A 21,826-nucleotide genomic window follows, 5' to 3' on the forward strand; every position below is an offset into this window, starting at 1 on the left:
CATCGCGAGCAAGCTCGCTCCCACAGGTTTTCGGTTGTACACAAACTCTGTGATTAATCGATATCCATGTGGGAGCTGGTTTGCCAGCGATGAGACCCGATCTGACGCTAGAGAATCATCAAGGATACTTGCGCTTGTCCGGCGCCGGCGGGAAGTACTGGTACAACCAGGTTTCGCTCAGCGTGCGGTCGTTGGTGCGGATGAACAGGCGAAGCTCCACGGGATCGACGCTGTCGTTGGTCGGGTACCAGTCGAACAGGATCCGGTAACCCTTGATGTCATCCAGCACCAGCACGCTGAAGTCCTGCACCTTGCCGTTGGAGCAAGTGACCACCGGTTCGATCCCGGTGCCCTGGGGCAGGCGATCCAGACCACCACCGGTGAAGTCCACGGCAAAACGACGGGCCCAGACTGGCGGGTAATGCTCACCCGGTGCCCAGCCTTCGACGAATCCACCCATGCCCGAACGGGTCGCATGCACCCGCGCCAGCGGCGTGCCGACCGGCGGCAGGGCGCTCCAGTAGAGCTTGTAGCCGTAGTTCAGCGAATCCCCGGCGGCCACCGGTTTCTTCGGCGTCCAGAACGCGACGATGTTGTCGAGGGTCTCGCCGGTTGTAGGAATTTCCAGCAGATCGATGGAGCCTTCGCCCCACGCGGTTGTAGGTTCTACCCAAAGGCTCGGGCGCTTGCTGTACCAGTCGACGGTGTCTTGATAGTTGGCGAATTCGTGGTCGGTCTGCACCAGACCGAAACCTTTCGGATCGGTGTCGGCGAAGGCGTTGAACTGCAGGGTTGCCGGGTTGTTCAGCGGTCGGCAGATCCACTCGCCGTTGCCGCGCCACATCGCCAGACGATCCGAGTCATGGATTTGCGGGTGGATGGTGTCGCACATCCGGCGCTCGTGGGTGCCGCAACTGAACATGCTGGTCATCGGGGCGATGCCCAGTTGTTCGATGGCGGTGCGGGCGTTGATGTGAGCATCGACTTCCATCACCACGCGCTCGGCCTGGCAATCGATGTCGAAACGATAGGCCCCGGTCGCACTCGGCGAGTCGAGCAGGGCGTAGACCACGAAGCGGGTCGCGTTCTGATCCGGAGTCTCGAACCAGAACTTGGTGAAGTCAGGGAATTCTTCGCGTTTCTTGGCGTAGGTGTCGACGGCCAGGCCACGGGCGGAGAGGCCATATTGGCCAGTGGCATCCACCGCACGGAAGTAGCTGGCGCCGAGGAACGACACCACGTCATGGCGATCCAGTTCCGGTGCCTTGAACAGCTTGAAACCGGCAAAACCCAGGTCGCCCTTGAGCTGCTGGGTGTCGACCGAGGTGTTTTCATAGTTGAACAGCTGAGGGCGGAAATGCACCTCGCGGGCCGTACGGGTCTTGGGATCGACGCTGTACATGCGCACCGGCTGGCGGAAACCCATGCCGACGTGGAAGAACTGCACATCGAGCTGACCCTTGTTCTCCTTCCACAGCGAATGCTCGCCGTCGTAGCGGATCGCGTTGAAGTTCTGCGGGGTCATGGTCGCCAAGGTCGGCGGCAGCACCTGTTTGGTGTCCTGATACGCGCTGCCGGCCAGTTGCTTGGCCTGGCGCTTCAGCGTTTCGAAGTCGAAGGCCTGGGCTTCACCGTCGGCGGCACCGCCAGAGGCGGCCCAGGCGCGGGAGGCCAGCAGGCCCGTGGCCGATAGGCCGGTATAAGCCGCAATGGCCATGGACGCTTTGAGCAAATTCCTGCGGTGCATAGATACAACCTGTCGTGGACAATCCCGCGCCGTTCCTGGCACGTACTGGATCAGAAATTACGGTTCGGACAAGCCTTCGGCCAAACGCTACGGACTAGTAACAGATGCGCGCTAGCTTAATCCGTTCGCTGATTTTGCAAAATTCATTGATTACACGGCGACAGCGTCTCAATGAAACAAGACGTTACGGTTACTTATCCCACAGCCTTTTCTGATTTAGAGGGCATATCTGCTTTTTTCGACTAATTACTCTAAAAACCGCTTTTCAGCGCCGATTAAATTTCTATTCTATGGGCATCGCCGGTCACGACCCATCCGACCGGCAGGGCTCAAATCGCTGCTTAAAGGAGCAGGGCGATGCGGTTTTCGAAAATTTCTGACGTACTGGAAAAGGACATCGTCCATGACAAAAGGACAAGGCATCACCGAAATATTGGGCATCTTTCCCTGCCTCACCAACGTCCGGCGAAGACGCCGGCTCAGTCCCGATGAACTGAAACTGGTGGAGCGTTACCGGGAGTTGTCGGAAAGCGACCGGATTGCGATGCGGTATCTGGTGGATGCGATGAGGAGTGTTTCGCGGTTTTGAAACAGGAGGTTCACCGTGAAAGCCATTTGGCTTTCACGGTGGCCAGATCAATCAACTTACCCGCGTCAGCATCGGCGATGCCGACATGGATTGCGTGCAGATGCTCGGCAACCGCACATTGTTTGACGAGTTTTTGCAGGTAGTCTTCAGCAAAATTCTCGTCGCTCGGGATGATTTCGAGAATGGGCGGTAGTGCAGGGATGGCGTTGTGCATCTGTTAGGGACTCGGTCAGAAATTGGTCGAGGTAGATGGTGAACATTGAAGGGACGGGCTCTGGAGTCCGCCCCTTTTTTCATTGGGCCAAGTGAGGCCGTCAGCTACATGTCCCCGATATCTGAGATGGCTGCTGACCGAGCACCAATTCCGGCATATCACGCCATTTCACCCAAGCCTGCTGTTGCCAGTGCAACAGCGGCACGGTGACGCCGGCCCAATGCACCGAGCTCAGGCTCGGACAGTTTTCCGCTGTTGTTGAGCTGGTTTCCCGCAGGATGGGAATCACCTCATTGCTCAGCCATTGCCGCAGGTTGCGGTTTTCCGGGATGAAATGGTGGACGAGCAGCGCGTACATGCCGGATTCGCTGACCATTGGCGTCTCGATAACTTTGCCGTACTTGCGCAGCCGGACGGTACGGCGTTGGTCGGGGTCGAGTTTCAGGGTGACGCGTGGGTTCAAGGGATGGCCCATCATGCGGCCCAAATCTTGAGCGCAGAACCAGGCTTGGTGATCGAGAAGGAGAGCGTGGAGGAAGCGGTTGTGGCGGGTGAATACGGTGGGAATGAAGTAAGGATGATCTTTAGAGGGATTTTGAGTTTGATTGGGCATTCGTCGACTCCAATATTGAGAATAGAGCCGCCACTCGAATGAGTGCGGTTGCGCCATTTTGACTTTGTTCCGGCTTCGACACCGGGCTGCCGACTTCGCTGCCGAGAAGAAGCGTATCGGTCAGGTGCTTATGGTGCCAAGCCCGGTTAATCGACGCTTGTTGTAGGAATCGAAGATCTTTCTCGAAGGTAGCGTCTGTAGGAAATGCCTGTTTTTGTATGGCCGCCAGCCAGACTGCACCTGAAGCGTGATTTTTCCTTTATTTATCTGAATCTCAGGCATCCCCCGGATGCTCGGCCCTTGGTCTCTGGGCCCAAAGGATTTTTGTGAATAATGGAGAATTCAATGAAGGTGTCCCTCAAACAGATCAACGGCCCATGGGATCAGGGATGGGTGCTAGACAAGCACATGGTAAGTAGTACCTTTCTCGGCAACGATGATCGCGGACACCCATGTTTCGATAATCAGCGCACAGAGATTGGTGAGGCGACCTACCAGCTCAAATACCAGAAGGATTGGACTCAGGTCGGCCCACTGGCCCAAGCGGTGGCGACAAATGTGTTCCCTATGTTGGATCAAGTAGGATTTGTGCTGCCTATGCCTGCTTCAAATATCCGTCAGCGACAACCGGTAACTGAGGTCGCTCTGGAGTTGGGACGAATTGTCGGGCGGCCGGTTTTCTCGGATTTGCTTCGAAAAGCGACTACGGGAAAGTCACTCAAGGATTTGCACTCCAAAGCAGACAAGGTTGCTGCGATTGGAAACAGTTTCAGCGTCAACGACGAAATTACGACAGAGGGATGCTGGAATGTTTTGGTCGTAGACGATTTGTTTGATAGCGGAGCGTCGATGGACGCGGCTTGTGCTGTCTTGCGTGAATATCCGAAGGTGGGGAAGATCTACGTAGCGGCGCTAACCTGGAAGTGAATTCAATGACGACTGTATTTATTGCTGGCTCTATCAACATCAAGAACCTTGATCCGAAGGTTAAGGAGCGTATCAGTAATATCGTTGCGTCTGAATTCGAGGTGGTCGTTGGTGATGCGGGTGGTGCCGATACCTCCATTCAGGAATATCTGCTGAGTCTTGAGCGATCCAAAACTACTGTGTTCTGTAGCGGTCCAGCGCCGCGGAACAACCTCGGACAGTGGCCTGCCAGAACAGTGGACTCCAAACATTCCAAAGGATCGAGGGCCTTCTTCACCGAGAAAGACGTGGTGATGGCCGAAGCCGCTGACTACGGCTTGATGATATGGGATGCGAAGAGCACCGGTACGCTCAGCAACGTCATAGAACTGTTGTCGAGAAAGAAGAAGTCCCTTGTCTTCGTCAACAAGGAGAAGGAATTCAAAGTGGTGGGAGACGTCAATCAGCTCGAAGAGTTGATTGCATTCATGTCTGACCACGCCAAGCAAAAAGCCAACGAAAAAATCAAACTGTTCGATCGTATTTCCTCGCTGAAATACGATCAGTCCGAGCTTTTCTTTTGATGTTTTGCGTCGGCTTTCTTGAACCCCGGCACTCTATCGGTGCCGGGGCCAAAATCTTTTAGCGACTCACCTTCCAGGCATCCCCAGCCGGCGCCTTCCCATGGTCATACGGCTTGCCAATCCACATATAAACCAACCCCAGTCCAATCACGATCACCGTGCTCAGCACCATCGCGTAGTTGATGTACCACGCCGCATCCGGCGTGCGGGGCCAGGCCATGTTGATGATTGCGCCGACGCCGTAGACCAGCGCGCCGATGTTCACCGGCCAGCCCCAGGCGCCGAGGATGAATTTGCCGCTGGGTTTCCAGCCTTTGCTGCGGGCGTACAGGGCGGCCAGCACGATCATCTGGAACGCGAGGTAGATGCCGATGGCGGCGAAGCTGACGATGGTGGCCACGGCGTCTTGCAGGAAGAAGCCGAGGGCGATGATCAGGCCGGGCAGGACGCCGGACACGAACAGCGCAGCAACCGGCACCTGGGTCGTAGGAGAAATCTTTTTCAGCAGTCGGCTGCCGATGACCATTTCATCGCGAGCGTAGGAATACAGCAGACGACTCGCCGCCGCCTGCAGGCTGATGACGCAGGAGATGAAGGAAATCATCACCACGCCCATCACCACTTTCGAGCCGATCGGGCCGAAGGCGTTGTTGAGGATCGTGGTGACCGGGTCCTTGTCGGTGCCGTTGATCACCGCCTGCATGTCCGGTACGGCGAGGATCAGCGCCAGGCAAGCGAACATCGCCGCGATGCCGCCGATGTAGATGGTCATGCGCATGGCCACCGGGATTTTCTTGCTCGGGTTCGGGGTTTCTTCGGCCACATCGCCACAGGCCTCGAAGCCGTAGTAGAGGAACATCCCCGCCAGCGACGCGGTGAGGAACGCCGGCAGATAGGAGCCGTCGACGCTGATGTCGAAAGTGTTGAACAGCACGCTGATCGGCTGGTGACGCTCGAAAATCAGCAGGTACACGCCGACGATCACCGCGCCCACCAGTTCGCAGAGGAAGCCGAACATGGCGATCCGCGCCAGCACTTTGGTGCCGCTGAGGTTCACCAGGGTGGCGAACAGGGTCAGCACCAGGGCGATGACGATGTTGGTGTTATTGCTTGGCTCAAAGCCCAGCATGGCCGCAAGGTACGGGCCGGCGCCGACCGCCACAGCGGCGATGGTTACGCACAGGGCGATGGAGTAGATCCAGCCGACCATCCACGCCCATTTTTTGCCCACCAGGCGCCGCGCCCACGGATAGACACCGCCGGAAATCGGGAACTGCGAAACCACTTCGCCGAAGATCAGGCACACCAGCAATTGCCCGCAACCGACCAGCAAATAGGCCCAGAACATCGGCGGCCCGCCGGCGGCCAGGCACAGGCCGAACAGGGTATAAACCCCTACGACCGGTGACAGATACGTGAAGCCCAGCGCGAAGTTTTCCCACAGGCTCATGCTGCGGTTGAAGTTGGAGGTGTAGCCCAGTTGGCGCAGTTGTTCGGCATCGCTGTCGGCAACGGCGGCTGAGAGATCGGGTGATGCACTCATGTGTGTTTGCTCCGTGAAATCGGCAGATTTCGGATGGCCGAAGCCGTGGCGGGGCTTGGTGAGCGCCGCCCGGATCGGTAGTTGTTGTTTTGAATGCCTTGGTAGTGCGGATGACCGGTTTCTGCCTTGAAGCCGGGAAATGCCTTTAGTGCTTGAACATCACATGCCGAACCGTGGTGTAGTCCTCCAGTCCGTACATGGACATGTCCTTGCCGTAGCCGGACAGTTTCTGACCGCCATGGGGCATTTCGCTGACAAGCATGAAGTGCGTATTCACCCAAGTGCAGCCGTACTGCAACCGTGCTGACAGGCGATGGGCGCGTCCGACATCCGCCGTCCACACAGAGGAAGCGAGGCCGTAGTCCGAATCGTTGGCCCATTCCAGCGCCTGAGCTTCATCAATGAACTTGGTCACCGACACCACCGGCCCGAACACTTCGCGGCGGACGATTTCGTCGTCCTGCTGGGCGTCCGCCAAAACGGTGGGTTCGAAGAAGAAACCGTTGCCTTCGACAGCCTTGCCGCCGGTGATCAAACGGATGTGCGATTGCGCCACGGCGCGCTCGACAAACCCGGCCACGCGGTCGCGATGCTGGGCGGTGATCAGCGGCCCCAGCTCGGTCGACGGATCATCCTGCAAGCCGTACTTGATGCTGCTCACCGCTGCGCCGAGTTTCTCGACAAACTTGTCGTAGATGCCTTGCTGGGCGTAGATCCGGCACGCAGCAGTGCAATCCTGGCCGGCGTTGTAGAAGCCGAAGGTACGAATGCCTTCGACCGCCGCATCAATGTCGGCGTCGTCGAAGATGATCACCGGGGCCTTGCCGCCCAGTTCCATGTGCATGCGTTTGACGCTGTCGGCGGTGCTGGAAATGATGTTCGAGCCGGTGGCGATGGAACCGGTCAGCGACACCATGCGCACTTTCGGATGGGTCACCAGCGGACTGCCCACGCTCGGCCCACGCCCGAACACCAGATTGAGTACGCCGGCCGGGAAAATATCCGACGCCAGTTCGGCCAGACGCAACGCGGTCAGCGGGGTTTGTTCCGACGGCTTGAGCACCACGGTATTACCGGCGGCGAGGGCCGGGGCGATTTTCCAGGCGACCATCATCAGCGGGTAGTTCCACGGCGCGATGGAGGCGATCACGCCCACCGGGTCGCGGCGGATCATCGAGGTGTGGCCGGGCAGGTATTCGCCGCCGGCCGAACCGCTCATGCAACGGCTGGCGCCGGCGAAGAAACGGAACACGTCGGCAATCGCCGGAATCTCGTCATTCAGCGCGGCGCTGTAGGGTTTGCCGCAGTTGTCCGATTCCAGTTTCGCCAGTTCTTCGCCATGGGCTTCGATGGCGTCGGCGAGTTTGAGCAGCAACAGCGAACGGTCTTTCGGCGTGGTCTGCGACCACTCGGCGAAGGCACTGTCGGCGGCGCGCACGGCGGCATCGACCTGGGCTTCGGTGGCTTCGTTGATTTCCACCAGCACTTCACCGCGCGCCGGGTTGAGCACCGGTTGCGCCGGGCCTTCGCCGTTGACCAGTTGGCCGTTGATCAAGAGTTTGGTTTGCATGTTGTTGTCCTCTTTCTACTGCAAATTCAGGGTGGGAAAGGTCAGGGAATTCATTTGCCGCCGCTGCCGGCCACGCTCTCGCCACCCCGGGTCAGGTAGTAGGCGCCGAGGATCGGCAGCATGGTCACCAGCATTACGAGCATCGCCACGACGTTGGTCACCGGCACGTCCCGTGGGCGGCTCAACTGGTTGAGCAACCACAACGGCAAGGTGCGTTCATGGCCGGCGGTGAAAGTGGTGACGATGATTTCGTCGAACGACAGCGCAAATGCGAGCATGCCGCCGGCGAGCAGGGCCGAGCCGAGGTTCGGCAGGATGATGTAGCGGAAGGTCTGCCAACCGTCGGCGCCGAGATCCATCGACGCCTCGATCAGGCTGTGGGAGGTACGGCGCAGGCGGGCGATGACGTTGTTGTAGACGATCACCACGCAGAAGGTCGCGTGGCCGACGATGATGGTGAACATCCCCGGCTCGATCCCCAGCGTCTTGAAAGTCGCCAGCAGCGCGATCCCGGTGATGATTCCCGGCAGCGCAATCGGCAGGATCAGCATCAGCGAAATGCCCTGTTTGCCGAAGAAGTCCCGGCGGTACAGCGCCGCTGAAGCAAGGGTGCCGAGCACCATCGCAATCAGTGTGGCGATGGCGGCGATCTGCAACGACAGCTTGATCGCTTCCAGCACGTCCGGCCGGGAAAACGCCACACTGAACCAGTGCAGCGTGAAGCCTTTCGGTGGAAAGCTGAACGCGGCGTCTTCGGTGTTGAAGGCGTAGAGGAAGATGATCAGGATCGGGAAGTGCAGAAATACCAACCCGCCCCAGGCTGCGATTTTCAGCCCTATGGATGCTTTGTCAGAGTGCATCGAAGGCCCCCAGTCGTTTGACGATGGACAGGTAGATGGCGATCAGCACGATTGGCACCAGCGTGAACGCCGCAGCCATCGGCATGTTGCCGATCGCGCCTTGCTGCGCGTAGACCATGCTGCCGACGAAGTAGCCCGGCGGGCCCACCAGTTGCGGCACGATGAAGTCACCCAACGTCAGCGAGAACGTAAAGATCGAACCTGCGGCAATCCCCGGCACCGACAGCGGCAGAATCACCTGCATGAAAGTCTGGCGTGGCTTGGCCCCGAGGTCGGCGGAGGCTTGCAGCAAGGAGGGCGGCAGGCGCTCCAGCGAGGCCTGGATCGGCAGGATCATGAACGGCAGCCAGATGTAGACGAACACCATGAAGCGCCCCAGATGCGAGGTCGACAAGGTGCTGCCGCCGACTCCGGGAATCCCCAGAATGAACTGCAGAACCGGCTCCAGCCCCAGGTGCTGCACGAACCACTGCGCCACGCCGCCCTTGGCCAGCAGCAGCGTCCAGGCGTAGGCCTTGACGATGTAACTGGCCCACATCGGCATCATCACCGCGATGTAGAAAAACGCCTTGGTCTTGCCGGTGGTGTAACGCGCCATGTAGTAGGCAATCGGGAACGCGACGATGGCGCTGGCGATCGACACCACAACGGCCATGCTCAGGGTGCGCAGGATGATGTCGAAATTCGACGGCTGAAACAGCGCGGCGAAGTTGGCCAGGGTCAGGTCAGGCGTGACCGCCATGGTGAAGTCGTCGAAGGTGTAGAAACCTTGCCACAACAGCACCAGCAACGAGCCCAGATAGATCGCGCCGAACCACAGCAGCGGCGGCACCAGCAGCATCGACAGATACAGATTCGGCTTGCGATAGAGCAGGTTGGAAAACCTGCGCAACGGCGCCGATTGAGGGAGGGCGAGGGCGGTCATGTCACACCCCGCTCGCAACGGTGTCGTGCAGCGGAATCATCGCTTCCCGCGCCCAGCGTGCACTGATGCGCTGACCGGTCTGGTGCTGCGCGCTGCTGTCGATCCACTGATTGTTGGCGTGGCTGATGCTCAGGGTCTGGCCGTTTTCCAGCTTCAGTTCATAGCGCGTGGCGCTGCCCTGGTACTGGATGTCGTGGAGCAGGCCGCTGACTTCGATTTCATGGCCGGCCAACGGGCCTTCGGCGAAACGTACGTGCTCAGGACGAATCGAAAACGGCTGCGGATGACCGCTGAGCTGACGCGCCAGATCGCCGCGAATCACGTTCGAAGTGCCGACAAATTCGGCGACGAAGGTGGTGGTGGGTTTCATGTACAAATTGCGCGGGGTGTCGACCTGCTCGATGCGACCCTTGTTGAACACGGCCACGCGGTCGGACATCGACAGCGCTTCGGTCTGGTCGTGGGTGACGAAGATGAAAGTGATGCCGAGCTGGCGTTGCAGCTTCTTCAGTTCGCTCTGCATCTGTTCGCGCAGCTTCAGATCGAGAGCGCCCAACGGTTCGTCGAGCAACAGCACTCGCGGACGATTGACCAGCGCGCGGGCGAGGGCGACACGCTGGCGCTGACCGCCAGACAACTGCACCGGTTTGCGTGCGCCATAGCCGCTGAGAGCGACCATGTCCAATGCTTCTTCGGCGCGCTTGTGGCGTTCGTTCTTGTTCACGCCTTTGACCTTCAGGCCGTAGGCGACGTTGTCCAGCACGTTCATGTGCGGGAACAGTGCGTAATCCTGAAACACAGTGTTTACATCGCGTTGATAGGGCGGCAAGCCGGCGGCTTCGGCGCCGTGAATGCGGATCGAACCCGCGCTCGGTTGTTCGAACCCGGCGATCAGGCGCAGGCACGTGGTCTTGCCCGAACCGGAGGGGCCGAGCATGGAAAAGAACTCGCCGTCCTGGATGTCGATGGAAACCCGGTCAACGGCTTTCACTTCGCCGAACTGCCGGGAAACGTTGGTGAACTGGACTGCAAGCGTCATGATGCGGTGCTCCAAAAAGGCGAGGGCCGTCGCAGCGGCCCTGCCTGGACTTCTGAAAAACGAATAACGGTTATCTGTTGCCAGATGAGATCGCGGTATTGGCGGTGATCAGGTGTGGGAGCGAGCTTGCTCGCGAAGACGGTGGGTCAGTCTCCTGCAATGTTGGATGTGATGCCCACTTCGCGAGCAAGCTCGCTCCCACAGGAAAGATCGATTACCTTCCGCCCATAATCGCAATGTAGTCCTGCGTCCACCGGCTATACGGCACAAACTTCCCACCCTCGGCCTGCGGTGTTTTCCAGAAGGCGATCTTGTCAAACTGATCAAACCCGTTGGTCTTGCAACCTTCGGCGCCAAGCAACTCACTGCCCTGGCAAGCCGCCGGAACCGCCGGCAACGAACCGAACCACGCCGCCACATCACCCTGGACTTTCGGCTGCAGCGACCAATCCATCCACTTGTACGCGCAGTTCGGGTGCTTGGCCTCGGCGTGCAGCATGGTGGTGTCGGCCCAACCGGTGGCGCCTTCTTTCGGCACGGTCGAGGCGATCGGCTGTTTATCGTTGATCAGGCCGTTGACCTGATACGGCCAGGCGCTGGACGCGACCACGCCTTCGTTCTTGAAGTCGCTCATCTGCACGGTGGTGTCGTGCCAGTAGCGGTGGATCAGCTTCTGCTGGGCGCGCAACAGTTCCAGCACGGCCTTGTACTGATCTTCGGTGAGTTGATACGGATCCTTGATCCCCAACTCAGGCTTGGTGGATTTCAGATAGAGCGCCGCGTCGGCGATGTAGATCGGGCCGTCGTAGGCTTGCACGCGACCCTTGTTCGGCTTGCCGTCGGGCAGGTTCTGTTCCTCGAACACCACGTTCCAGCTGGTCGGGGCGGTCTTGAACACGTTGGTGTTGTACATCAACACGTTCGGGCCCCACTGGTACGGGGTGCCGTAGGTTTGTTTGTTGACCACGTACCACGGCGCGTCTTTCAGGCGTGGGTCGAGGGAATTCCAGTTCGGGATCAACGCGGTGTTGATCGGTTGCACACGCTTGCCGACGATCAACCGCAGCGAGGCATCGCCCGACGCGGTCACCAGGTCGTAACCGCCCTTGGCCATCAGGCTGACCATTTCGTCGGAGGTGGCGGCGGTTTTCACATTGACCTTGCAGCCGGTTTCCTTCTCGAAACCGGTCACCCAGTCGTAGGCCTTGTCGCTTTCACCGCGTTCGATGTAGCCGGGCCAGGCGACGATATCCAGCTGGCCTTCGCCGGCGCCGACGGCTTTCAGCGGCTCGGCGGCCTGCAGGCTGGCGCTGGCCAGCAGGGCCGTAGTGATTGCACTGAGCAGTGTGGTCTTGTGCACGAACATGGTGAACCCTCTTCTTTAAATTATGGTCGGGGCAGTTGTGAACGCGGTGGAGCTTGCCGTCAGCGGCTTGTTATTAGCGTAGTCAGAGATGCTGGCCGTGGCGGGCCATGATGTGCCGCACCACGCTGTAGTCCTGCAGCGAATCGCTGGATAAGTCTTTGCCGTAACCGGAGCGTTTCAGGCCGCCGTGGGGCATTTCGCTGACCAGCATGAAATGGCTGTTGATCCAGGTGCAGCCGTACTGCAGGCGTGCGGCGACCTGCATCGCCTTGTCCAGGTTCTGGGTCCACACCGACGAGGCGAGGCCGTATTCCGAGTCGTTGGCCCAGTCCACTGCTTGCGCCAGTTCGTCGAAGCGGGTCACGGTCACCACCGGGCCGAACACTTCGCGCTGGACGATTTCATCGCTCTGTTTGCAACCGGCCAGCAGGGTCGGCTGATAGAAAAAACCGGCACCGGAGTGCACTGCTGCGCCGGTCACCCGCTCGATGTGCGGTTGCCCGAGGGCGCGCTCGACGAAACTGGCCACCCGGTCGCGCTGGCGCGTGCTGATCAGCGGGCCGATCTCGTTGTCGGCGTCGCGTTTGCCAGCGAAGCGCAGGCTGCTGACCGCCGCGCCGAGCTCGCCGACCAATTTGTCGTGAATCCCGGCCTGGGCGTAGATCCGGCACGCGGCGGTGCAGTCCTGCCCGGCGTTGTAATAGCCATAAGTACGCACGCCTTCGACCACGGCTTTGAGGTCGGCGTCGTTGCACACGATCACCGGAGCCTTGCCGCCGAGTTCGAGGTGCGTGCGTTTCAGGGTTTTGGCGGCGGCCTGGAGGATTTTCTGGCCAGTGACGATATCGCCGGTCAGCGACACCATGCGTACTTTTGGATGCCCGACCAAATGACTGCCGACGCCTTCGCCGCCACCGCAGACAATGTTGATCACCCCGCGTGGCAGAATCTCGGCCAGTGCCGGAGCCAGCGCCAGAATCGACAGCGGTGTGTGCTCGGACGGCTTGAACACCAGTGTATTGCCGGCGGCGAGGGCCGGGGCGATCTTCCACGCGGCCATCATGATCGGGTAGTTCCACGGCGCAATCGACGCGACAACACCAATCGGATCGCGGCGCACCATGCTGGTGTAGCCCGGCACGTATTCGCCGCTGAGCTGGCCGGTCTGGCAGCGCACGGCGCCGGCGAAGAAGCGGAACACATCGACGGTCGCGGTCAAATCGTCCTGACGCGCCAGGTGCAGCGGCTTGCCGCAGTTCAGGGCTTCGAGGCGGGCGAGGTGATCGGCGTGTTTTTCGACGGCGCTGGCGATTTCCAGCAGCAGGTTCGAGCGTTGTTGCGGGGTGGTGCGCGACCACTCGGCAAAGGCACGGTGGGCGGCGAGGATGGCGGCTTCAACTTGCTCGGTGCTGGCTTCGGCGATCTGGGTCAGGACTTCGCCGGTGGCCGGGTTGAGGATCGGTTCGACAAAGCCCTGGCCGTCGACCAGTTCGCCGTCGATCAGCAACGCGGTGTGCATGTGGGTCTGCGCGCCAGCCATTTTCCGGGATCTCTTTTCTTGTATGGCCATGTTGCTCCCTGTTCCGGGAGCCGACCGTCTTATAGATGCAGCAAGACTAGTGCGCGGCTCCGGGGTCGACAAATTCTAAATACTGAAGGTGGCATTCGATTAAATAGATGGCTTGCGTCCGCCGTGAGGTTGCTCGCGAGCTACGGTCAGGAAAGGATCGACCAAAGCCGGGCGAGCGGTGCCGCGACGCCAGGCCAGACCGACGTCGAGGGTCTGGCTAAGGTCGGCAATCGGTCGCGCCTCGATGATGTCGCCTTCCAGTGACCATGGGCGATACGTCATGTCTGGCTGGATCGAAACGCCGAGGCCCGCCGCCACCAGACTTCGCACTGCTTCGGTGGACGCAGTTCTGAGGGTGATCTTCGGTTGCAGTCCCGCGCCGCGCCAAAGGCGTTGAGCGTTGCGATCCATCTCGTCGACGTTCAGTTGAATCAACGGCTCCCGGGCAACGTCGGCGAGGTTGATGCTGTCGTGTTCCAGCAGCGGATGCTGGGCCGGCAGCCACAAACGGTGCGGCGAGTGGGTCAGCACTTCGGTCTGCAACGCGTGACGGTCTTCAAGGTTGGAGAGGATCAACACCCCGACATCGATCTCGCCGCTGACCAGTAAATGCTCGATGTACGGCCGCTCGTCCTCCATTACCCGGATCTCGACGTTGGGATAAGCCCGCTGGAAACGAGTGAGCAAATCCGCCAGGTAATAACCGGCCACCAGACTGGTCACGCCGACGATCAACTGCCCGGCGACCTGATCGGTGCTCTGTTGCAGGCTGCGTTTGGCGTTGTCCACGGTGGCCAGAATCAGGTGCGCCTGGCGCAGGAACTGGTGGCCTTGGTGGGTAAGGGTCATGCCCTTGGCGTGGCGGTTGAACAGGCTGACGCCGATTTCTTCCTCCAGTTGCTGGATGGCCAGGGTCAGGGTCGATTGAGAAATGAACGCGGTTTGCGCGGCGGCGGAGATCGAGCCGGTCTCGGCCACGGCGATGAAATGGCGGATCTGACGCAAGGTCATCATGGAAGGTTTACCCGGTGGGCGGTTTTTATAGATTGCCTCGAGTGTATATCTATTTTCGCGAAGGGCTGCGCTGGGCCAGGCAACATCTGGAAGCACACTTGCACCCAAGTGACGGGCACTTTCGAACTAGGCTGAGGGCCTTATTGATCCGGATAACCCCTGTTTGGAGACGGAACATGAACACCCGTGGATTGCTCGATCAACTCCTCAAGTCCGGCCAGGACCTGCTGCAGAACAAGGCGGGCGGGGCGCAGAACAAACCGGCTGCCGGTGGTTTGGGCGGCTTGCTGGGCGGATCTTCCGGTAATGGCGCACTCGGCGGTTTGCTGTCAGGCGCAGGCGGCGGTGCCCTGGCAGCCAGCGCCATGGGCCTGCTGCTGGGCAGCAAAAAGGCCCGCAAGGTTGGCGGTAAAGTCGCCATTTACGGCGGCCTCGCCGCACTGGGCGTGATCGCCTACAAAGCCTACGGCAACTGGAACGCCCAAAAAGGCACCGCCCCACAAAGCGAACCGCAAACCCTCGATCGCCTGCCACCGGCGCAAGTCGAACAACACAGCCAGGCCATCCTCAAAGCCCTGGTCGCCGCCGCAAAAGCCGACGGCCATATCGACGACCGCGAGCGCCAACTGATCGAAGGCGAATTCACCAAACTCGACAACGACCAGGAGCTCAGACACTGGCTCCACGCCGAACTCAACAAACCCCTCGACCCTACCGACGTCGCCCGCGCGGCGAGCACGCCGGAGATGGCCGCCGAGATGTACGTGGCGAGCGTGATGATGGTGGATGAGGAGAACTTCATGGAGAAGAGCTATCTGGATGAACTGGCGCGGCAGTTGAAGCTGGAGCCGGGGTTGAAGGTTGAGTTGGAGAGGCAGGTGAGAGTGGCTTTGGTTTAAGCGGAGATATTCAGGTTTTTATGAGACAGGGCAGGAGATGTTAAGGTTTGGCCTTTGACGCACCTTATAAGGATATTGCCCGTGTTACGTCAGTTTTTGCTCGCCCTTCCGACCATGTTTTTTCTGGCCGGTTGCGAGGCCGAGTCCGACTCATTGCCCGTCAGCAAGAGCTTGACACCGGAAAAAGTCGCGTCGATTGCGGCAACCATCAAAACCAAGTACCCCGACCTCTCCACCGATCTGCGTGAAAAGGTCCTCAACACTGTAGTGCAGTCAATTGACAACATGGTGTTTGTCGAAGGTGGTCAGTTTGATATGGGCGACTTTGGCTGGGCTTGTGAATACGATGAAACGGATGTTTGTACCTGGCCTTGCGGGCTGGAGCCGGAGCAGCTTTGTCATATCAGTCGTAGCGGTGATGATGACTTTGTTCATTCGGTAAATTTGAGCTCTTACTATCTCTCTAAATATCAAACTACTGTGCGCGATTTTGATGTGTTTTTTACAGCGCAGGGCAAGGAGGTGTTTGATGTTAAATTTCGAGAGAGAGAAGATTTAAAGAGTATGTATTCTCCCAGGCTTCCTGCGCCGACAAAGACATGGCAAGAAGCAAAGGACTACTGTCTGTGGATAGGTGGTATTAGTGGTTATGCAGTAGATCTGCCAACCGAAGCACAATGGGAGTTTGCTGCCAGGAGTCGGGGTGCGCATATATTGTTTACAACTAATAGTGGAAGTCTGGATTTCGGTAAGAATTTTCCGGTTGAAGGGGTGGGGGAGACGTTCTTCGTTGATAGGTTTCTTCCCAATTCGCTAGGTCTTTATAATATGTCCGGTAATGCAACCGATTGGGTAAATGATTGGTATGACAAGGACTACTATGAAAACTCTCCAGTCGATAATCCGCAAGGTCCAGAAACCGGGAAGCAGAAAGTAAAGCGCGGCTCAAATTACCCGGAGGCGCCATTGTCGGCCGCTGCTGTTGTTAGGCGCTGGCCTGAGAATCCAAATGAGGAAGCGTATTATCCGGGCACGAGTTTTCGTTGTGCAACTCAAACAGATAAGCCGCTTTAAACAACAAAAGGCGAAGGATTTATTTTAAATTTGTCAATCAGTCACCTTTTTTATCGTCGAAGTCCTTGTGGCCGCTGACTAAGCCGACAGCCTTATCGATGATCACGCACGTCAACTGATCGACGAATTCACCAAACTCGACAATGATCAGCAACTCAAACCCTGGCTTCACACCAAACCCAATCACCCCTTGAGCCTGCCGACGTTGCGCATGGCGAACACGCCGGAGATTGCAGGGGAGGTGTGTGTGCCGAGTGTAATGGTAGGGATAGGGAGAAGGTGTCTGGATGAGCTGGCTCGGCATTTGAGCTGGGGCCGGGGTTGAAGGCTGAGTTGGAGAGGCAGGTCAGGTTGGCTTTTGTGGAGGAGGAGGTATTCAGGTTTTTGTGAGACAGGGCAGGGGATGTTAAGGTTTGGCCTTTGACGCACCTTATAAGGAAATTGCCCGTGTTACGTCAGTTTGTGCTTGCCCTCCCGGCCCTGTTTTTTCTGGCCGGCTGCGAGGCCGAATCCGGCCCATTGCCAGTCAGCAAAAGCCTGACGCCGGAAAAAGTCGCGTCGATTGCGGCAACCATCAAAAACAAGTATCCGAACCTTTCCAGCGATCTGCGTGAAAAGGTCCTCAACACCGTAGTGCAGTCGATTGACAATATGGTGTTTGTCGAAGGTGGCCAGTTTGATATGGGCGACTTTGGCTGGGCTTGCGAATACGACGAAACGGATGTTTGCTCCTGGCCTTGCGGGCAGGAGCCCGAGCAGCTTTGTAATATCAGTCCAAATAGCGATGACGATTTTGTGCATTCGGTTAAATTGAGCGGGTATTACCTTTCTAAGTTTCAAGCTACTTTGAGAGATTTTGATCTGTTTTTCGTTGTGAATAATAAACCGTTGTTTGATCAGAAGTATCGAGAGCGTGAAGACTTAAAGTTTCGTTATCAGCCGGATTTACCTGCCCCTACTCAAGACTGGCAAGAGGCCAGCGACTATTGTCAATGGCTTGGCGACCTTAGTGGTTATGCAGTGAGACTGCCAACTGAGGCGCAATGGGAATATGCTGCTCGCAGTCGTGGGCAGCATTTGTTATTTCCTACAGATACTGGGAGTTTAGATTATGGAAAAAATTTTCCTCTTGAAGATGAGGAGAATAATTTCCCAGTTGATCGCTTTGCACCTAATTCTATAGGTATATACGGCCTTTCCGGCAACTCAACTGATTGGGTTAGCGACTGGTACGGGAAAGACTATTACAAAAACTCTCCTCATGAGAATCCACAAGGGCCAGAGTTCGGTACTCAAAAAATCAGACGTGGCTCAACTGTTTTAGAAGCTCCATTATCTGCTGCTCCAATGATTCGTCGTTGGCCTGCAAGCTCTCCACAAAAATATCATACGAGTGATACGAGCTTTCGGTGTGCAGTTCAAACTGATGGGCCTCTGTAATTTTCGTGACTTTGTGGGCGCCCTTTTGGGCGCCTTTTTTAAGCTAGACCGTTATATAAATTACTTCTCTTTGCAGCGATCAACGTCTTTTCTTTTCGCCATGGTAGGCCGGGATTCCATGCGAGCATCCCCGCTGGCCTGCTTGTTGACTCGTTATTGACTGCCAAGGACTTGATGAAACGATTGAACTGTTGTTGTTCGGCTCCGTCGAGTAATGCATTAATTCGATTTAAACTCTTCATAGGCTCGACTTTTTCTCCACCTTTCGAGCAGTGCTCAAGTACTTGGATGAAATGCCGCCAGCTACTGAGGTGTGAAAGTAGAAGGATAACAGCCTTCTCTTGATCCTCTGCCCAACTCTCAACAAAGCTTTCAGTCAAAAGATAAATCATTGGGCCAATTGTTTCGGGAGGCAGAATATTTAGAGGGATTCTTTTGTTGTTGACATTTATGGCTTGGTTTTTGAGCAGGTAATTGGCCATTTTTTGTGCTTCTAGTTTCGTGGCTTCGCGGTTTTGCCACCAGGTCGCCATATCTCGCGCGCTGTCAGAGAAAGCCTTACCCAGTGCTTCTCCGGGATGAGTAACTATTTGGAAAAGACCTCTAGCTATGTAGTTGAAAGCATCTTTTGTTACTGCTAGTTGGTAGTGGAAGTCAGCTTTGGATAATGCGCTGCACAGCACATATGCTAAATCTCCAATTTTTTCTATATCTAAAACTGTACCAAAGCCACCACCTGCACCCGGTCCGAAAACTAAGCTTGCCTTGCAATTAATTGCCAACCGGTCGGCGCGAATTTCGATACCAAAATCAAAGCTCGCTCCGATTCCGAGTGCGACATTCCCCTCCGCCTTGATTTCCACCAGGCTCGACCAGTCCGTACTCCCACTGTCATTCGCCTGTCCGGGCGTGATCTTGCCCACGCCTTGTTTGGTGGAATCAAGCCACTTCAATGTTCCGGTTACGGTTCCGCCACCCTGGACGCCCGCGAATGCGTTGCCCTTCAGGCCGAGGCTGCCGCCGCGTTTCTTGTCGACAGCCAGGTCGGGCGTACTCAAGAGTGCGGTCACGCCGGAGGCTTCTACTTCCTTGGGCTTGTACTGGGCTTTGGCACCTGCCTGGCCTTGCGCGGTGGCGCCAAGGAAGCAAGACAACTCGACCTTGCCGTCAAGCCGGAAGATACCGATGTCGCTGACCACTTCCTTGCCTTCGGCATTGCGGTACGGCATGCGCACCACGTAGCCACCCTGGTCGGGAAAGTAACTCTTGAGTGCAACGGAGCCTTCGGCCAGAGAGATTGCTGCGCTGCCTTTGACACCGAGTTCGATATTGCCTTTGCCGGGTTCCCAGCTGTTGATACCGGCACTGGCCGTGGCTGCGAAACGGAACGCGTGGGCTTCGGCCGACACGGCGTACATCGCGGAGTCCGCTTCGTTGGAGGTCCACGAACATTCTTTGTGCAGTGCATTGAGCAGGTTGTCGTCCTTGCTCGTCCACGATGTGAATTTGGCTTCCAGGCTGCCCAGAGGGCTGGTCTTGCGACCATCATTAACGGCCGTACGGATGTCTTTGATCAGATCCTTGGCCAGATTTTTGTCCAGTGGCTTGCCTTGCATCACCGTGGTCGGGACTTTGACACTCCAGGTGAGCTGTTCTCGGGTGCGTACCGGGATGTAGTGGCGGCGAGACGGGTCACGGAAGGAGATGTATTCGACCACCGTAATCCCGGTTTTGACCTGCTTGCCTTTCTGGGTGTCAGAGGCTTTCCCTTTGCCATGTTTGATGTCCGGTGCTGCACCGTTGGCGCTGGTGGAGCTGTCGCCGGCTTCGGCTTTGCCTTGTGCGGCAATCCGGTTGCGCAGTGATTGAATCTCTGCATTGAGTTCGGCGACTTTTTTGTCTCGTAAGCCTCTCCAGTTGGTTTCCAGATAATTGCCTTCAAAGGCCGGCTGGGGCGTGTATCGGTTATACCAATCGCGGGCCTTTTGCACGGTCGCCAGTTGACCTTGCAGATCCTCCTTGCGCTCGATGACAGTTTTCGGTTTTTCCGCCGGGGGAGGGGAGCGTTGCAGCAGGCCTGCTTCCTCGGCCTTGGCGTTCCAGTCATCTTTGACGCAACGCGAGCAGGAGCAGCCAGCCTGAGGATCCTTGGTCTTGGCGCATTTGCTGGCTTCGGTCGCCTTGGCCAGATTCTGATGCAGCTCGTCCATGAGCTTTTTGACGAGGTCGCTTTGCTGCTTGAGGTCTTTCGACTCTTTTTCAGTCAGTACGTAAAAGTGTTCATCTCCGGTGATGTGTACGACATCGACCAGTTCGTCCTTGCACTCGACGGCACCTTTGACAGCCGTCGTGCTTTGGTTGTCGGCGTGTTTGGGTGGCGGCAGGGCTTTTGCCGCAGGTAATTTCAGTACCCAGCCGACCTTGATGTGATTGGGATCTGTGATGATCGGGTTCAGTCCCCGAAGATCCGACACGGAGCATTTGTTGGCGGCGGCAATGCTGCCAAGAGTGTCGCCGCTCTTAACGGTGTAGGTGTTGCTCATTGCGCATCGTCCTTGTGATTCACAGGCTTTCCAATTGCGTCAGCTTGTCGCCCAGCGCGACGTCGTCACGCGCCAGTAATTCGACGGCCGGGGAGTGATCCCAGAAACTGTCCCCCCGCTGGATGGCGACACGAAGCCATCGTTCCTGATCGGCCATTTGCTCGTAGCCCATGTCCTGTCCGGCCAGCAATTGGCGGTGGACGAATTCGACGCCATCCTCTGTGGGCAAGACTTCGTGATAGTCGTCGGCAAATCGGGTTGCTATCACCTTTAGCCGGCCCTGCTCGATCAGCGCCTGGCGTTCCGGGCTCAAATACAGCCAGCCCGGAGCCTGAGTTTCCGTTGAAACGCTTTGAGGCGACTTGGCGTAATACCTCCAGCCGATCTCATTGCGCCAGGCTATGCCACTGAACGGACCGACGAATTGGGCTTTTTCAGCTTCGTTGAGGCTAAGAAGCAGAGGCTCCAGCCAGCGCGGTTCATAGAAGCGCATCATTTGCTGAGGTTCTTCATCGGTTTTCGCGCTTAGCAGACTGCGCCAGTGTTCAATGCCCTGATCCAGCAGGGCCGGATCACTTAACCAGGCGACACACCCGGCATCGGATTGCTCCAGCAGTTTGCTGGCATAACTCGCGGCTGCCTGCTTTTCCGGGTACATGACGACATAGGGGCCAGCAGGCTGGAGCTCGGCGTAAGGCGTGTTTGTAAACAATGGAATACAGCAGGGCCTGGATTGTTCTTCGCCTTGAAACAGGTGGCTCAGCAGGTCTGGATCAAAACTGCGATCCAGAATCAGGCACATTGCGCCGGTTGCCGCAGGTTGCTCGAAAGGCGACTGGATGGAAGTAATCATGCTGACGCTCCCGTCTGGTGAACCGGGCAGCACCCGGTCGCGTCGAGATGACATGACGGCGTCGGCAACAACACGCCTGCCTTTGACTGTGCCTTGAAGGCGCCGAGGGAAGGCTTGACGACCTGGCCGGCCTTATCGGCATCCGCCTGCTTCAGCACGCCCGGCATCAGAGGTGCCGCACCGGTCCCGCTACCCGGCCCACCGCCGGAGTTGATATTGATCGCCGGCCCGCTCATGGTCACGCCGCCGCCATCGATCTTGATGAAGCTGCCGCCACCGACCAGCGTCAGTTCGGCCCCGGCCTCCAGCACCACCTTCATGCCGCTGCTCAGGTGAATTTCCTGCCCCGCGTCGATGAACTGCCCGGTGCCGATCTTTATGTGCTGGTTCACGCCCACGGTCAGGTGGTCGTTGGCGCGGGCTTCGACTTTGCGGTCTGCGTAGACGGTGTGGTGTTCTTCGGCCTTGAATTCCGTG

20 protein-coding genes and 1 pseudogene are annotated in these 21,826 nt (G+C 57.8%); 6 read left to right on the forward strand and 15 right to left on the reverse strand.

Annotated features, from left to right (window positions below; genetic code table 11):
• Positions 1-118: 118 nt before the first annotated feature.
• Complete coding sequence (locus CAG02_RS21470; protein WP_085711631.1) at positions 119-1,747, reverse strand: glucan biosynthesis protein D; 1,629 nt, start codon at positions 1,745-1,747, stop codon at positions 119-121.
• Between the two features lie 403 nt (positions 1,748-2,150).
• On the opposite strand from CAG02_RS21470, the gene CAG02_RS21475 reads away from it, so the two are divergent.
• Entirely contained in the window at positions 2,151-2,336 is a 186-nt protein-coding gene (locus tag CAG02_RS21475) for a hypothetical protein (protein WP_085711630.1), read from the forward strand.
• A 10-nt stretch (positions 2,337-2,346) separates the two neighbouring features.
• Here the strand turns inward: CAG02_RS21475 and CAG02_RS21480 are convergent, their stop codons facing one another.
• Both CAG02_RS21480 and CAG02_RS21485 read right to left on the reverse strand, forming a co-directional pair.
• The gene (locus CAG02_RS21480) at positions 2,347-2,550 is read right to left on the reverse strand and encodes a hypothetical protein (protein ID WP_011332629.1); all 204 of its coding nucleotides are present in this window, start codon (positions 2,548-2,550) and stop codon (positions 2,347-2,349) included.
• A gap of 100 nt (positions 2,551-2,650) precedes the next feature.
• Positions 2,651-3,163, reverse strand: a complete 513-nt coding sequence (locus CAG02_RS21485) for a Bro-N domain-containing protein (RefSeq protein ID WP_085711629.1) — start codon at positions 3,161-3,163, stop codon at positions 2,651-2,653.
• Between the two features lie 345 nt (positions 3,164-3,508).
• On the opposite strand from CAG02_RS21485, the gene CAG02_RS21490 reads away from it, so the two are divergent.
• Both CAG02_RS21490 and CAG02_RS21495 read left to right on the forward strand, forming a co-directional pair.
• Positions 3,509-4,090, forward strand: a complete 582-nt coding sequence (locus CAG02_RS21490; RefSeq protein WP_085702555.1) for a ComF family protein — start codon at positions 3,509-3,511, stop codon at positions 4,088-4,090.
• Between the two features lie 5 nt (positions 4,091-4,095).
• Positions 4,096-4,653, forward strand: coding sequence for a hypothetical protein (locus CAG02_RS21495; protein WP_064382403.1), 558 nt, complete (start codon positions 4,096-4,098; stop codon positions 4,651-4,653).
• 58 nt (positions 4,654-4,711) lie between these two features.
• Here CAG02_RS21495 and CAG02_RS21500 read toward each other — a convergent pair whose 3' ends face one another.
• From CAG02_RS21500 to CAG02_RS21535, 8 genes are all read right to left on the reverse strand, one after another.
• Positions 4,712-6,196 (reverse strand): APC family permease, encoded by a 1,485-nt coding sequence (locus tag CAG02_RS21500; protein WP_085711628.1) that lies wholly within the window; start codon positions 6,194-6,196, stop codon positions 4,712-4,714.
• Between the two features lie 145 nt (positions 6,197-6,341).
• Positions 6,342-7,766, reverse strand: a complete 1,425-nt coding sequence (locus CAG02_RS21505; RefSeq protein ID WP_085711627.1) for a gamma-aminobutyraldehyde dehydrogenase — start codon at positions 7,764-7,766, stop codon at positions 6,342-6,344.
• Between the two features lie 50 nt (positions 7,767-7,816).
• On the reverse strand, positions 7,817-8,626 hold the full coding sequence (locus CAG02_RS21510; RefSeq protein ID WP_085711626.1) for an ABC transporter permease: 810 nt from the start codon (positions 8,624-8,626) through the stop codon (positions 7,817-7,819).
• Positions 8,616-9,551 (reverse strand): ABC transporter permease, encoded by a 936-nt coding sequence (locus CAG02_RS21515; RefSeq protein ID WP_007954664.1) that lies wholly within the window; start codon positions 9,549-9,551, stop codon positions 8,616-8,618. Before CAG02_RS21515 ends, CAG02_RS21510 begins: the two co-directional genes overlap by 11 nt.
• A gap of 1 nt (position 9,552) precedes the next feature.
• Entirely contained in the window at positions 9,553-10,590 is a 1,038-nt protein-coding gene (locus CAG02_RS21520; RefSeq protein ID WP_085711625.1) for an ABC transporter ATP-binding protein, read from the reverse strand.
• Positions 10,591-10,804: 214 nt separating this feature from the next.
• Entirely contained in the window at positions 10,805-11,956 is a 1,152-nt protein-coding gene (gene ydcS, locus CAG02_RS21525; RefSeq protein WP_085711624.1) for a putative ABC transporter substrate-binding protein YdcS, read from the reverse strand.
• 82 nt (positions 11,957-12,038) lie between these two features.
• Positions 12,039-13,526 (reverse strand): gamma-aminobutyraldehyde dehydrogenase, encoded by a 1,488-nt coding sequence (locus tag CAG02_RS21530; protein ID WP_085711623.1) that lies wholly within the window; start codon positions 13,524-13,526, stop codon positions 12,039-12,041.
• Positions 13,527-13,625: 99 nt separating this feature from the next.
• Positions 13,626-14,540, reverse strand: coding sequence for a LysR family transcriptional regulator (locus tag CAG02_RS21535; RefSeq protein WP_065259672.1), 915 nt, complete (start codon positions 14,538-14,540; stop codon positions 13,626-13,628).
• A gap of 176 nt (positions 14,541-14,716) precedes the next feature.
• On the opposite strand from CAG02_RS21535, the gene CAG02_RS21540 reads away from it, so the two are divergent.
• Positions 14,717-15,439 (forward strand): tellurite resistance TerB family protein, encoded by a 723-nt coding sequence (locus CAG02_RS21540; protein WP_085711622.1) that lies wholly within the window; start codon positions 14,717-14,719, stop codon positions 15,437-15,439.
• An 81-nt stretch (positions 15,440-15,520) separates the two neighbouring features.
• Positions 15,521-16,513 (forward strand): SUMF1/EgtB/PvdO family nonheme iron enzyme, encoded by a 993-nt coding sequence (locus CAG02_RS21545; protein ID WP_256576920.1) that lies wholly within the window; start codon positions 15,521-15,523, stop codon positions 16,511-16,513.
• A 37-nt stretch (positions 16,514-16,550) separates the two neighbouring features.
• Here CAG02_RS21545 and CAG02_RS29640 read toward each other — a convergent pair whose 3' ends face one another.
• A complete protein-coding gene (locus CAG02_RS29640; RefSeq protein WP_139831897.1) occupies positions 16,551-16,817 on the reverse strand; it encodes a hypothetical protein in 267 nt (88 codons plus the stop codon).
• A gap of 143 nt (positions 16,818-16,960) precedes the next feature.
• Here CAG02_RS29640 and CAG02_RS21550 point away from each other — a divergent pair, with 143 nt between their 5' ends.
• Positions 16,961-17,953, forward strand: a complete 993-nt coding sequence (locus CAG02_RS21550) for an SUMF1/EgtB/PvdO family nonheme iron enzyme (RefSeq protein WP_085711621.1) — start codon at positions 16,961-16,963, stop codon at positions 17,951-17,953.
• A 38-nt stretch (positions 17,954-17,991) separates the two neighbouring features.
• Here the strand turns inward: CAG02_RS21550 and CAG02_RS21555 are convergent, their stop codons facing one another.
• The 3 genes and pseudogenes from CAG02_RS21555 to CAG02_RS21565 all read right to left on the reverse strand — a co-directional run.
• Positions 17,992-20,496 (reverse strand): LysM domain-containing protein, encoded by a 2,505-nt coding sequence (locus CAG02_RS21555; RefSeq protein WP_085711620.1) that lies wholly within the window; start codon positions 20,494-20,496, stop codon positions 17,992-17,994.
• Positions 20,497-20,515: 19 nt separating this feature from the next.
• Positions 20,516-21,349: a DUF4123 domain-containing protein gene (locus CAG02_RS21560; protein WP_170931629.1), complete on the reverse strand. Its 834-nt coding sequence runs from the start codon at positions 21,347-21,349 to the stop codon at positions 20,516-20,518.
• Positions 21,346-21,826 (reverse strand): annotated as a pseudogene (locus tag CAG02_RS21565) (DUF2345 domain-containing protein); the annotation flags it as partial. The gene CAG02_RS21560 and the pseudogene CAG02_RS21565, both read right to left, overlap by 4 nt.

Origin of the sequence: Pseudomonas sp. R43(2017) (genome assembly GCF_002112345.1) — a bacterium.
Classification (GTDB): domain Bacteria; phylum Pseudomonadota; class Gammaproteobacteria; order Pseudomonadales; family Pseudomonadaceae; genus Aquipseudomonas; species Aquipseudomonas kribbensis.